The organism is Escherichia sp. WS1152 (genome assembly GCF_046487665.1).
Classification (GTDB): Bacteria; Pseudomonadota; Gammaproteobacteria; order Enterobacterales; family Enterobacteriaceae; genus Escherichia; species Escherichia coli.
On the sequence record NZ_JBJQJA010000028.1, the window covers coordinates 19,099 to 31,025 of the forward strand.

Consider the following 11,927-nt stretch of genomic DNA (forward strand, 5'->3'; position numbering starts at 1 on the left):
ACGATCGCCGCAGGGGCGATGCGATAGCAGATTAACTCTTGTTCCCTTCGCAGGTATTAGCCTGATCAGGTTCCGCGGATCCCGAATAAACGGTCTCAGCCAGTTAAGGCACTCCGACAAGAAATTAGCCCCGCAAATGGGGCATTGAATGTAAATTACGCGTTAACAGCGCAGAACTCAAGCAGGATGTTTGACGCGGGCGGCGTCAAGCACCAGCAGAATCAGCTTATCTTCCAGCACAAAGCGCGCTTCCAGCGCCTCGCCGATGTCAGATAAAACCTGTTGAAACTCAAGGTAATTATCATGATCGATGGCGGTTTCCAGACTGGAATCGTAGTAATCCATAATCTGTTGAGTATTGGCTTCGAGTTGCGGCCAAATCTTCGCGGCGCGCGCGAGTTGCCCGTTGCCTTCCAGCTTATGAAGAATGCGCTCATAAATACTGAAATGTCCGGCAGACAAGTAATCGACCAGGCTCTGACAAAAATCATCAAGGGCTTTTTCGTTTAGCCTCATGTACGATTCTTTGCCAGGCTTAATGCCAACCAGATTGTAGTAAGCCACGAGCAGATGCTTACGTACATGTAGCCAGCGATCAACCAGTTTGTTACTTCCTCTGACGCGCTCCGTCAGGTTATCGAGCTGGTTAAGCATGATTGACTCCGCAAGTTTGTATTCAAAAACTGCTCAGTGAGAAATGTAAAAACCATGTTAAACATGCCAGTGATGCAAAGGTAGTGCAAGAGCTATGGATCGTATAATTGAAAAATTAGATCACGGCTGGTGGGTCGTCAGCCATGAACAAAAATTATGGTTGCCGAAGGGAGAATTGCCATATGGCGAAGCGGCAAATTTCGATCTTGTGGGTCAGCGCGCACTACAAATCGGCGAATGGCAGGGGGAACCTGTTTGGTTAGTACAACAGCAGCGGCGTCACGATATGGGGTCGGTACGTCAGGTCATTGATCTCGATGTTGGGCTGTTTCAACTGGCCGGACGAGGCGTACAACTGGCGGAGTTTTACCGATCGCATAAATACTGTGGTTACTGCGGGCATGAAATGTATCCGAGCAAAACCGAATGGGCGATGCTGTGCAGCCATTGCCGTGAGCGTTACTACCCGCAAATCGCCCCCTGCATTATTGTTGCCATCCGTCGCGATGATTCGATCCTCCTCGCCCAGCATACCCGCCATCGTAACGGTGTCCATACAGTACTTGCCGGATTCGTCGAAGTGGGCGAAACCCTCGAGCAGGCAGTCGCGCGGGAAGTGATGGAAGAGAGCGGAATTAAAGTTAAAAACTTGCGTTACGTGACTTCTCAGCCGTGGCCGTTTCCTCAGTCTTTAATGACCGCGTTTATGGCGGAATATGACAGCGGCGACATCGTGATCGACCCGAAAGAATTGCTCGAGGCGAACTGGTATCGCTATGACGATTTGCCGTTACTCCCGCCGCCCGGCACCGTAGCGCGCCGTCTGATAGAAGATACGGTGGCGATGTGTCGGGCAGAGTATGAGTGATGATACACTGACCGCCTGACGCACTAAGGAACAGCCAAAATGACCGAACTTAAAAACGATCGTTATCTGCGGGCGCTGCTGCGCCAGCCCGTTGATGTCACTCCAGTATGGATGATGCGCCAGGCGGGTCGCTATCTACCGGAATATAAAGCCACGCGCGCCCAGGCGGGCGATTTTATGTCGCTGTGCAAAAACGCCGAGCTGGCGTGCGAAGTGACTTTGCAACCGCTGCGTCGCTACCCGCTGGATGCGGCGATCCTCTTTTCCGATATCCTCACCGTGCCGGACGCGATGGGGTTAGGGCTCTATTTTGAAGCCGGAGAAGGTCCGCGTTTTACCTCGCCAGTCACCTGCAAAGCCGACGTCGATAAACTGCCAATTCCGGACCCGGAAGATGAGCTGGGTTACGTGATGAACGCGGTGCGTACCATTCGTCGCGAACTGAAAGGCGAAGTGCCGCTGATTGGTTTTTCCGGCAGCCCGTGGACGCTGGCAACCTACATGGTGGAAGGCGGCAGCAGCAAAGCCTTCACCGTGATCAAAAAAATGATGTATGCCGATCCGCAGGCGCTGCACGCTCTACTCGATAAACTGGCGAAAAGCGTCACTTTGTATCTGAATGCGCAGATTAAAGCCGGTGCTCAGGCTGTGATGATTTTCGACACCTGGGGCGGCGTGCTTACCGGGCGCGATTATCAACAGTTCTCGCTTTATTACATGCATAAAATTGTTGATGGTTTACTGCGTGAAAACGACGGTCGCCGCGTACCGGTCACGCTGTTTACCAAAGGCGGCGGACAGTGGCTGGAAGCCATGGCAGAAACCGGTTGCGATGCGCTGGGCCTCGACTGGACAACGGACATCGCCGATGCGCGCCGCCGTGTGGGCAATAAAGTCGCGTTGCAGGGTAATATGGATCCGTCGATGCTGTACGCGCCGCCTGCCCGCATTGAAGAAGAAGTAGAGACTATACTTGCAGGTTTCGGTCACGGCGAAGGTCATGTCTTTAACCTTGGTCACGGCATTCATCAGGATGTGCCGCCAGAACATGCTGGCGTGTTCGTGGAGGCAGTGCATCGACTGTCTGAACAGTATCACCGCTAAGGAGCGATTATGGATCTCGCGTCATTACGCGCTCAACAAATCGAACTGGCTTCTTCTGTGATCCGCGAGGATCGACTCGATAAGGATCCGCCGGATCTGATCGCCGGAGCCGATGTCGGGTTTGAGCAGGGCGGAGAAGTGACGCGAGCGGCGATGGTGCTGCTGAAATATCCCTCGCTTGAGCTGGTGGAGTATAAAGTTGCCCGCATCGCCACCACCATGCCTTACATTCCAGGTTTTCTTTCCTTCCGCGAATATCCTGCGCTGCTGGCAGCGTGGGAGATGCTGTCGCAAAAGCCGGATTTAGTGTTTGTCGATGGTCATGGGATCTCGCATCCTCGCCGTCTTGGCGTCGCCAGCCATTTTGGTTTGATGGTGGATGTGCCAACGATCGGCGTGGCGAAAAAACGGCTCTGCGGTAAATTCGAACCGCTCTCCAGCGAACCGGGCGCGCTGGCCCCACTGATGGATAAAGGCGAGCAGCTGGCCTGGGTCTGGCGCAGCAAAGCGCGCTGTAACCCGTTGTTTATCGCTACCGGCCATCGGGTCAGCGTGGACAGCGCGCTGGCGTGGGTACAACGCTGCATGAAAGGCTATCGTCTGCCGGAGCCAACGCGCTGGGCGGACGCGGTGGCCTCGGAACGTCCGGCGTTCGTGCGCTATACAGCAAATCAGCCCTAATTCAGGTAAACTGCGGATAATTTCCGTATTTGAGAACTCAACATGTTACAAAACCCAATTCATCTGCGTCTGGAGCGCCTGGAAAGCTGGCAGCATGTCACTTTCATGGCTTGCTTATGCGAACGCATGTACCCCAATTACGCCATGTTCTGCCAGCAAACCGGTTTTGGTGATGGGCAAATTTACCGTCGCATTCTCGATCTCATCTGGGAAACGCTGACCGTTAAAGACGCAAAAGTAAATTTCGACAGCCAACTGGAGAAATTTGAAGAAGCGATTCCTTCAGCCGACGATTTCGATCTGTACGGCGTTTATCCGGCAATCGATGCCTGCGTGGCGTTAAGTGAACTGGTCCATTCGCGTTTGAGTGGTGAAACGCTCGAACACGCGGTGGAAGTGAGTAAGACCTCCATCACGACCGTTGCGATGCTGGAAATGACTCAGGCTGGTCGTGAAATGAGCGATGAAGAGCTTAAAGAAAACCCAGCTGTAGAGCAAGAATGGGACATTCAGTGGGAAATATTCCGACTTTTAGCTGAGTGCGAAGAACGCGATATCGAGCTGATAAAAGGCCTTAGGGCAGACCTGCGTGAGGCGGGTGAGAGCAATATTGGTATAATTTTTCAGCAATAAGACCAGAAAACGTGATTTAACGCCTGATTTGTCGTACCTGGAGTCTTCCCTTTCGCCCCCCGTCTGGTCTACATTTGGGGGGCGAAAAAAAGTGGCTATCGGTGCGTGTATGCAGGAGAGTGCTATTCTGGCATTTCCGTCGCACTCGATGCTTAGCAAGCGATAAACACATTGTAAGGATAACTTATGAACAAGACTCAACTGATTGATGTAATTGCAGAGAAAGCAGAACTGTCCAAAACCCAGGCTAAAGCTGCTCTGGAGTCCACTCTGGCTGCAATTACTGAGTCTCTGAAAGAAGGCGATGCTGTACAACTGGTTGGTTTCGGTACCTTCAAAGTGAACCACCGCGCTGAGCGTACTGGCCGCAACCCGCAGACCGGTAAAGAAATCAAAATTGCCGCAGCTAACGTACCGGCATTTGTTTCTGGCAAGGCACTGAAAGACGCAGTTAAGTAAGATTGCGTGGCAGTGAACAGTTTTAACGAAGGGGTGGTTTCACCCCTTTTGTCTTTCTGGCGTCGATCATTGATGCTGGCAGGCGCTCTGTTTCTCACTGCCTGTAGTCACAACTCTTCACTTCCTCCCTTTACCGCCAGTGGATTTGCTGAAGACCAGGGCGCGGTACGCATCTGGCGAAAAGACAGCGGCGATAATGTGCATCTGCTTGCCGTGTTTAGCCCGTGGCGCAGTGGCGATACCACGACGCGAGAGTATCGCTGGCAGGGCGATAACCTCACGCTCATCAATATCAATGTTTACAGCAAACCGCCGGTGAACATTCGCGCGCGTTTTGACGATCGCGGTGATCTGAGCTTTATGCAACGTGAATCCGATGGGGAAAAGCAGCAGCTTTCTAACGACCAAATCGATTTATACCGTTATCGTGCTGATCAGATCCGCCAGATTAGCGATGCCTTACGTCAGGGGAGAGTCGTGCTGCGCCAGGGGCGCTGGCATGCGATGGAACAGACCGTGACCACCTGCGAAGGGCAAACCATTAAACCTGATTTAGATTCGCAGGCGATAGCGCATATCGAGCGCCGCCAGAGCCGCTCTTCTGTTGATGTCAGCGTGGCATGGCTGGAAGCGCCCGAAGGTTCGCAATTACTGTTAGTGGCAAACTCTGATTTCTGTCGCTGGCAACCCAACGAGAAAACGTTCTGATTTACCAGTGGCCCATACCCATATGACCGCCACCACCGCAGCCGCCGTAGCCCATGCCCATTCCGGCTCCGCGCGGAATACCCGCTTCAGCCATCGCGATATCTCGTTTCACCCGTAACTCATCTAACGACTGACGCAAATTCTCCATCTCTTTGGCGACCGCGTTAATTTTGCTGCTATCCGGTGGGTTCGCGGCTAACAGGGCATTGTATTCATAACGCTTCGTCACCAGTTGCTGTTGCAGTGCGCTGCTTTGAGCGTAAAAGTCATTATGGATTTTCTGCCACGCTGTCTGTTGTTCGCTGGTCAAAGGCGCGGCATTTTGCTGCCACATACCGTGTCCGCCGTGAGCAAATGCAGATGTCGATCCCATCGCCATTGCTGAAAGCGCCATCATTACCAGGGCAATTTTCGTGTTCCGTTTCATGGTTAATCCTCCAGTGGTTGTCTTACTTCGGGTATTGCATCTTCCGTGCCAACGATGAAACGCTGATATGACGGGTAATCTGGCATGATAAACGAGTAAAAATGACTCGCCTGCTGCGGGTAGCGAGTCATTTTTACTCATTGAAACTTAAGCCTTTGTGTTACAGCGCAGGGTAAGCGCTGATAAAAGATGGCATGATTTCTGCTGTCAGAAAGGGATGAGCAGGCAAAGAAGAAGATGCGTTTTATGCAACGTTCTAAAGACTCCTTAGCTAAATGGTTAAGCGCGATCCTCCCCGTGGTCATTGTTGGGCTGGTAGGGTTGTTTGCGGTGACGGTGATTCGCGATTATGGGCGCGAGACTGCCGCCGCCAGACAAACGCTGCTGGAAAAAGGCAGTGTACTTATTCGCGCTCTTGAATCCGGCTCGCGCGTCGGCATGGGGATGCGCATGCATCATGCGCAGCAGCAGGCCTTACTGGAAGAAATGGCCGGGCAGCCTGGAGTACGTTGGTTTGCGGTCACGGATGAACAAGGAACAATCGTGATGCATAGCAACTCCGGCATGGTGGGAAAACAGCTTTATTCCCCGCAGGAAATGCAGCAGTTACATCCTGGAGATGAAGAAGCGTGGCGGCGGATCGATAGCGCAGACGGCGAGCCTGTTCTGGAAATTTATCGCCAGTTTCAACCGATGTTTGCTGCTGGAATGCACCGGATGCGCCATATGCAGCAGTATGCCGCGACACCACAAGCAATTTTCATCGCTTTCGACGCCAGTAATATTGTGAGTGCCGAAGATCGTGAGCAGAGAAACACCCTGATTATCCTCTTCGCCCTGGCGACGGTCTTGCTGGCAAGCGTGTTGTCATTCTTCTGGTATCGCCGCTATCTGCGCTCGCGCCAGCTGTTGCAGGATGAAATGAAGCGCAAAGAGAAGCTGGTAGCTCTGGGGCATCTTGCGGCAGGCGTTGCCCACGAAATCCGTAATCCACTTTCCTCAATTAAAGGGCTGGCGAAATACTTTGCCGAACGCGCGCCAGCAGGGGGAGAAGCGCATCAATTGGCGCAGGTGATGGCGAAAGAAGCCGACCGTTTAAACCGCGTGGTAAGCGAGTTGCTGGAACTGGTTAAGCCAACGCATCTGGCTTTGCAGGCGGTGGATCTCAACACGCTGATTAACCACTCATTACAGCTGGTAAGCCAGGATGCAAACAGCCGGGAGATCCAGTTACGCTTTACCGCCAACGACACATTACCGGAAATTCAGGCCGATCCGGACAGGCTGACTCAGGTCCTGTTGAATCTCTATCTCAATGCTATTCAGGCGATTGGTCAGCATGGCGTGATTAGTGTGACGGTCAGCGAAAGCGGCGCGGGCGTGAAAATCAGCGTTACCGACAGCGGTAAGGGAATTGCGGCAGATCAGCTTGAAGCCATCTTCACTCCGTACTTCACCACCAAAGCCGAAGGCACCGGATTGGGGCTGGCGGTCGTGCATAATATTGTTGAACAACACGGTGGTACAATTCAGGTCGCAAGCCAGGAGGGAAAAGGCTCAACGTTCACCCTCTGGCTTCCGGTCAATATTACGCGTAAGGACCCACAAGGATGACGCACGATAATATCGATATTCTGGTGGTGGATGATGACATTAGCCACTGCACTATTTTGCAGGCTTTACTGCGCGGCTGGGGCTATAACGTCGCGCTGGCGAACAGCGGGCGACAGGCGCTGGAGCAGGTGCGGGAACAGGTTTTTGATCTTGTGCTTTGCGATGTGCGAATGGCGGAGATGGACGGCATCGTCACGCTGAAAGAGATCAAAGCGTTAAACCCGGCAATTCCGGTGCTGATTATGACTGCGTACTCCAGCGTCGAGACGGCGGTAGAGGCACTGAAAACTGGGGCGCTGGATTATCTCATCAAGCCGCTGGATTTCGACACCCTGCAGGCGACGCTGGAAAAGGCGCTCGCGCATACGCACAGTATTGATGCTGAAACACCTGCGGTGACTGCCAGCCAGTTCGGTATGGTCGGTAAAAGCTCGGCGATGCAACACCTGCTCAGTGAAATCGCCCTCGTCGCGCCATCGGAAGCCACGGTACTGATCCACGGCGATTCCGGCACCGGTAAAGAGCTGGTCGCCAGGGCGATTCACGCCAGTAGCGCACGTAGCGAAAAACCGCTGGTAACGCTCAACTGTGCGGCACTCAACGAATCCTTGCTGGAATCTGAATTGTTCGGTCACGAAAAAGGGGCGTTTACTGGAGCCGATAAACGCCGGGAAGGGCGCTTTGTTGAGGCGGACGGCGGCACGCTGTTTCTCGATGAAATTGGCGATATCTCGCCGATGATGCAGGTGCGTCTGCTGCGTGCGATTCAGGAGCGCGAAGTTCAGCGTGTCGGTAGCAACCAGACTATCTCGGTTGATGTCCGGCTGATTGCGGCGACCCATCGCGATCTTGCCGCAGAGGTGAATGCCGGGCATTTTCGCCAGGATCTCTACTATCGCCTGAATGTGGTGGCGATTGAAGTACCATCGCTGCGGCAACGGCGGGAAGATATCCCTCTGCTGGCTGGCCATTTTCTTCAGCGCTTTGCCGAGCGTAATCGCAAGGCGGTAAAAGGCTTTACGCCACAGGCGATGGATTTGCTGATCCACTACGACTGGCCGGGAAATATTCGTGAACTGGAAAACGCGGTGGAACGGGCGGTGGTGCTGCTGACCGGGGAATATATTTCCGAACGCGAGCTGCCGCTGGCGATTGCCGGTACGCCGATCCCGCTGGGGCAAAGTCAGGATATTCAGCCGCTGGTAGAAGTCGAAAAAGAAGTGATTCTGGCGGCACTGGAGAAAACGGGCGGCAACAAAACCGAGGCCGCCCGTCAGTTAGGGATCACGCGCAAAACGCTATTGGCAAAACTGTCGCGTTAGTTCTGCTCGCGTTCGATAGCGCGCCAGCCAATATCTTTCCGGCAGAAGCAGTCGTCCCAGTGAATATCGGTCATTAAGGCATAAGCGCGTTTCTGCGCTTCTGCCACGGTATGACCCAGCGCGGTGACGCACAGTACGCGCCCGCCGCTGGTCACTACCTGCTCGTTATCCGCCAGTTTCGTGCCCGCGTGGAACACTTTGCCGTCAGCCACTTCTTCCAGCGGCAGGCCGTGGATCACATCGCCGGTGCGGTAATCGCCCGGATATCCACCCGCAGCCATCACCACGCCGAGAGAAGCGCGTTCATCCCACTCGGATGTTTTCTCGTCCAGCTTCCCTTCACAGGCTGCCAGGCAGAGCTCAACCAGATCGGACTTCATGCGCAGCATAATCGGCTGGGTTTCCGGATCGCCAAAGCGGCAGTTAAATTCGATAACCTTCGGATTGCCCTGTTTGTCGATCATCAGGCCCGCGTAGAGAAAACCGGTGTAGGTGTTGCCTTCCGCCGCCATGCCTTTCACGGTTGGCCAGATGATACGTTCCATGGTGCGCTGATGAACTTCATCGGTTACTACCGGCGCGGGGGAGTAAGCGCCCATCCCGCCCGTGTTTGGTCCGGTATCTTTATCGCCTACGCGTTTGTGATCCTGGCTGGTAGCCATCGGCAACACATGCTCGCCGTCCACCATCACGATAAAGCTCGCTTCTTCGCCATCGAGGAACTCTTCGATAACGATGCGATGACCCGCGTCGCCAAAAGCGTTGCCCGCCAGCATATCGTGAACAGCCGCTTCCGCTTCTTCCAGCGTCATCGCCACGATAACGCCTTTCCCGGCAGCCAGACCGTCCGCTTTAATGACGATTGGCGCGCCTTTCTCACGCAGATACGCCAGCGCAGGTTCTACCTCGGTGAAGTTCTGGTATTCCGCCGTAGGGATCTTATGGCGGGCCAGGAAATCTTTGGTAAACGCTTTTGAGCCTTCCAGTTGGGCCGCACCTGCGGTTGGGCCGAAGATTTTCAGCCCGGCGGCGCGGAAGGTATCGACCACGCCTTTCACCAGCGGCGCTTCCGGGCCGACGATGGTCAGATCAATCTTTTCGTTTTGTGCGAAATCCAACAGCGCCGGGATATCGGTCACGCCAATAGCAACGTTTTGCAGCGCGGGTTCCAGCGCAGTGCCTGCATTACCCGGAGCAACAAAAACAGTCTCAACCAGCGGCGACTGGGCCGCTTTCCAGGCCAGCGCGTGCTCGCGCCCGCCGTTACCAATCACTAATACTTTCATCTATTGCTCCATTAATGGCGGAAGTGGCGCATGTCGGTGAAGAGCATCGCAATACCGTGCTCGTCGGCGGCGGCAATCACTTCGTCATCACGGATGGAACCGCCAGGCTGGATTACGCAGGTCACGCCCGCAGCGGCGGCGGCATCAATACCGTCGCGGAACGGGAAGAACGCGTCAGAAGCCATCGAGGAACCTTTCACTTCCAGGCCTTCATCAGCAGCTTTAATACCGGCGATTTTCGCGGAGTACACGCGGCTCATCTGGCCCGCGCCAATACCGATGGTCATATTGTTTTTGGCATAGACGATAGCATTGGATTTCACGAACTTCGCCACTTTCCAGCAGAACAGCGCATCGCGCAGTTCCTGTTCGGTCGGCTGACGTTGGGTGACGACGCGCAGTTCTTCCGCACCGACCATCCCCAGGTCACGATCCTGAACCAGCAGACCGCCGTTCACGCGTTTGAAATCAAGACCCGGAACACGCTCGCCCCACTGACCGCAGGTCAGAACGCGTACGTTCTGCTTGGCGGCGGTGATTTTCAGGGCTTCTTCGCTGGCGGAAGGCGCAATAATCACTTCGACAAACTGACGAGAAATGATGGCCTGTGCGGTTTCCGCATCCAGCTCGCGGTTAAAGGCAATGATGCCGCCGAATGCGGAGGTTGGGTCGGTTTTGTACGCGCGATCGTAAGCATCAAGAATGGAATTGCCGATAGCTACACCGCAAGGGTTGGCGTGCTTCACAATCACACATGCCGGCTCGGCGAACTCTTTCACGCACTCCAGCGCCGCATCGGTATCGGCGATGTTGTTATAAGAGAGGGCTTTACCCTGAACCTGGGTTGCGGTAGCAACGGAGGCTTCTTTCACATTCTCTTCTATATAGAAGGCAGCCTGCTGGTGGCTGTTCTCGCCGTAACGCATATCCTGCTTCTTAATGAAGTTCAGGTTCAGCGTGCGTGGGAAGCGACCAGCGGCTTCTTTGCTTTCACCGTGGTACGCCGGAACCATGCTGCCGAAGTAGTTGGCAATCATGCTGTCGTAGGCGGCAGTGTGTTCGAAGGCTTTGATGGCGAGGTCGAAACGGGTTGCAAGCGTCAGCGATCCTTCGTTGTCATCCATCTCTTTAATAATGGCGTCGTAGTCGCTGCTCTTCACCACGATTGCGACATCTTTATGGTTCTTAGCGGCGGAGCGCACCATGGTCGGGCCGCCGATATCGATGTTCTCAACCGCATCTTCCAGCGAGCAACCTTCACGGGCCACGGTCTGGGCGAACGGATAAAGGTTAACAACCACCATATCGATAGGCTGGATCTGATGTTCTTCCATAATGGCATCGTCCTGGCCGCGACGGCCCAGAATGCCACCATGTACTTTCGGATGCAGGGTCTTCACGCGTCCATCCATCATCTCCGGGAAACCGGTGTAATCGGAAACTTCGGTTACCGGCAGACCTTTTTCTGCTAACAGACGGGCAGTGCCCCCTGTAGACAGCAGCTCCACACCGCGTGCGGAAAGTGCCTGGGCGAATTCGACGATACCGGCTTTGTCAGAAACACTGAGCAGAGCGCGGCGGACTGGACGACGTTGTTGCATGGTAAATCCCCTGGATTTGACTATTACAGAGAGCGTTAGCTGAATTTTTCGCGAAAAACTCAGCTAACGCCCCTAACGGGGCATCCTTATTTTTCGCCCGCATTGTAACGAAAACGTTTGCGCAACGCTCGCGAATTTTTCTCTTTCAATGGTGATCACAATTTTGACAGTGGTTACCGTGGGAAAAATACAGAAATTACATTGATGATTGTGGATAACTCTGTGCGTAAAAAGGTATAAAGCGGGGTTTTGCTGGGGAATGCAGCAGTCAGTCATTTTTCTGCAATTTTTCTATTGCGGCCTGCGGAGAACTCCCTATAATGCGCCTCCATCGACACGGCGGATGTGAATCACTTCACACAAACAGCCGGTTCGGTTGAAGAGAAAAATCCTGAAATTCAGGGTTGACTCTGAAAGAGGAAAGCGTAATATACGCCACCTCGCGACAGTGCGCTAAAGCGCGTCGCAACTGCTCTTTAACAATTTATCAGACAATCTGTGTGGGCACTCGAAGATACGGATTCTTAACGTCGCAAGACGAAAAATGAATACCAAGTCTCAAGAGTGAAC

At 53.9% G+C, this 11,927-nt stretch carries 12 protein-coding genes and 1 riboswitch; of the genes, 8 read left to right on the forward strand and 4 right to left on the reverse strand.

Going from position 1 to position 11,927, the window contains the following annotated elements; all coding sequences use genetic code 11:
- Positions 1–25 precede the first annotated feature (25 nt).
- A riboswitch (TPP riboswitch) is annotated at positions 26–126 on the reverse strand.
- Between the two features lie 51 nt (positions 127–177).
- The gene (rsd, locus tag ACJHW7_RS23540) at positions 178–654 is read right to left on the reverse strand and encodes a sigma D regulator (protein WP_000934302.1); all 477 of its coding nucleotides are present in this window, start codon (positions 652–654) and stop codon (positions 178–180) included.
- 94 nt (positions 655–748) lie between these two features.
- On the opposite strand from rsd, the gene nudC reads away from it, so the two are divergent.
- The 6 genes from nudC (at position 749) to ACJHW7_RS23570 (ending at position 5,107) form a co-directional block, all read left to right on the forward strand.
- The gene (gene nudC / locus ACJHW7_RS23545; RefSeq protein WP_000373940.1) at positions 749–1,522 is read left to right on the forward strand and encodes an NAD(+) diphosphatase; all 774 of its coding nucleotides are present in this window, start codon (positions 749–751) and stop codon (positions 1,520–1,522) included.
- A gap of 39 nt (positions 1,523–1,561) precedes the next feature.
- Positions 1,562–2,626 carry a uroporphyrinogen decarboxylase gene (gene hemE, locus ACJHW7_RS23550; protein WP_000137660.1) on the forward strand — a complete coding sequence of 355 codons (1,065 nt, stop codon included), beginning with the start codon at positions 1,562–1,564 and terminating at the stop codon, positions 2,624–2,626.
- 9 nt (positions 2,627–2,635) lie between these two features.
- Positions 2,636–3,307, forward strand: coding sequence for a deoxyribonuclease V (gene nfi / locus ACJHW7_RS23555; protein WP_000362392.1), 672 nt, complete (start codon positions 2,636–2,638; stop codon positions 3,305–3,307).
- Positions 3,308–3,349: 42 nt separating this feature from the next.
- Positions 3,350–3,940 (forward strand): YjaG family protein, encoded by a 591-nt coding sequence (locus tag ACJHW7_RS23560; RefSeq protein WP_000940106.1) that lies wholly within the window; start codon positions 3,350–3,352, stop codon positions 3,938–3,940.
- A gap of 186 nt (positions 3,941–4,126) precedes the next feature.
- Complete coding sequence (gene hupA / locus ACJHW7_RS23565; RefSeq protein WP_001044513.1) at positions 4,127–4,399, forward strand: nucleoid-associated protein HU-alpha; 273 nt, start codon at positions 4,127–4,129, stop codon at positions 4,397–4,399.
- A gap of 12 nt (positions 4,400–4,411) precedes the next feature.
- Entirely contained in the window at positions 4,412–5,107 is a 696-nt protein-coding gene (locus ACJHW7_RS23570) for a DUF1481 domain-containing protein (RefSeq protein ID WP_001300651.1), read from the forward strand.
- A gap of 1 nt (position 5,108) precedes the next feature.
- Here ACJHW7_RS23570 and zraP read toward each other — a convergent pair whose 3' ends face one another.
- The gene (gene zraP / locus ACJHW7_RS23575; RefSeq protein WP_000828222.1) at positions 5,109–5,534 is read right to left on the reverse strand and encodes a zinc resistance sensor/chaperone ZraP; all 426 of its coding nucleotides are present in this window, start codon (positions 5,532–5,534) and stop codon (positions 5,109–5,111) included.
- 237 nt (positions 5,535–5,771) lie between these two features.
- Here zraP and zraS point away from each other — a divergent pair, with 237 nt between their 5' ends.
- Both zraS and zraR read left to right on the forward strand, forming a co-directional pair.
- Entirely contained in the window at positions 5,772–7,148 is a 1,377-nt protein-coding gene (gene zraS / locus ACJHW7_RS23580; RefSeq protein WP_001211921.1) for a two-component system sensor histidine kinase ZraS, read from the forward strand.
- Positions 7,145–8,470, forward strand: coding sequence for a sigma-54-dependent response regulator transcription factor ZraR (gene zraR, locus ACJHW7_RS23585; protein WP_000148543.1), 1,326 nt, complete (start codon positions 7,145–7,147; stop codon positions 8,468–8,470). Before zraS ends, zraR begins: the two co-directional genes overlap by 4 nt.
- Here zraR and purD read toward each other — a convergent pair.
- Both purD and purH read right to left on the reverse strand, forming a co-directional pair.
- Positions 8,467–9,756: a phosphoribosylamine--glycine ligase gene (purD, locus tag ACJHW7_RS23590; RefSeq protein ID WP_000866807.1), complete on the reverse strand. Its 1,290-nt coding sequence runs from the start codon at positions 9,754–9,756 to the stop codon at positions 8,467–8,469. The genes zraR and purD overlap by 4 nt on opposite strands.
- Before the next feature lie 11 nt (positions 9,757–9,767).
- On the reverse strand, positions 9,768–11,357 hold the full coding sequence (purH, locus tag ACJHW7_RS23595) for a bifunctional phosphoribosylaminoimidazolecarboxamide formyltransferase/IMP cyclohydrolase (protein WP_001187566.1): 1,590 nt from the start codon (positions 11,355–11,357) through the stop codon (positions 9,768–9,770).
- Positions 11,358–11,927 lie beyond the last annotated feature (570 nt).

Excerpts from the sequence above, each read along its gene's own strand:
- rsd (WP_000934302.1), bottom strand. The coding sequence starts at position 654 with ATGCTTAACCAGCTCGATAACCTGACGGAGCGCGTCAGAGGAAGTAAC.
- nudC (WP_000373940.1), top strand. The coding sequence starts at position 749 with ATGGATCGTATAATTGAAAAATTAGATCACGGCTGGTGGGTCGTCAGC.
- hemE (WP_000137660.1), top strand. The coding sequence starts at position 1,562 with ATGACCGAACTTAAAAACGATCGTTATCTGCGGGCGCTGCTGCGCCAG.
- nfi (WP_000362392.1), top strand. The coding sequence starts at position 2,636 with ATGGATCTCGCGTCATTACGCGCTCAACAAATCGAACTGGCTTCTTCT.
- ACJHW7_RS23560 (WP_000940106.1), top strand. The coding sequence starts at position 3,350 with ATGTTACAAAACCCAATTCATCTGCGTCTGGAGCGCCTGGAAAGCTGG.
- hupA (WP_001044513.1), top strand. The coding sequence starts at position 4,127 with ATGAACAAGACTCAACTGATTGATGTAATTGCAGAGAAAGCAGAACTG.
- zraP (WP_000828222.1), bottom strand. The coding sequence starts at position 5,534 with ATGAAACGGAACACGAAAATTGCCCTGGTAATGATGGCGCTTTCAGCA.
- zraS (WP_001211921.1), top strand. The coding sequence starts at position 5,772 with ATGCGTTTTATGCAACGTTCTAAAGACTCCTTAGCTAAATGGTTAAGC.
- zraR (WP_000148543.1), top strand. The coding sequence starts at position 7,145 with ATGACGCACGATAATATCGATATTCTGGTGGTGGATGATGACATTAGC.
- purD (WP_000866807.1), bottom strand. The coding sequence starts at position 9,756 with ATGAAAGTATTAGTGATTGGTAACGGCGGGCGCGAGCACGCGCTGGCC.
- purH (WP_001187566.1), bottom strand. The coding sequence starts at position 11,357 with ATGCAACAACGTCGTCCAGTCCGCCGCGCTCTGCTCAGTGTTTCTGAC.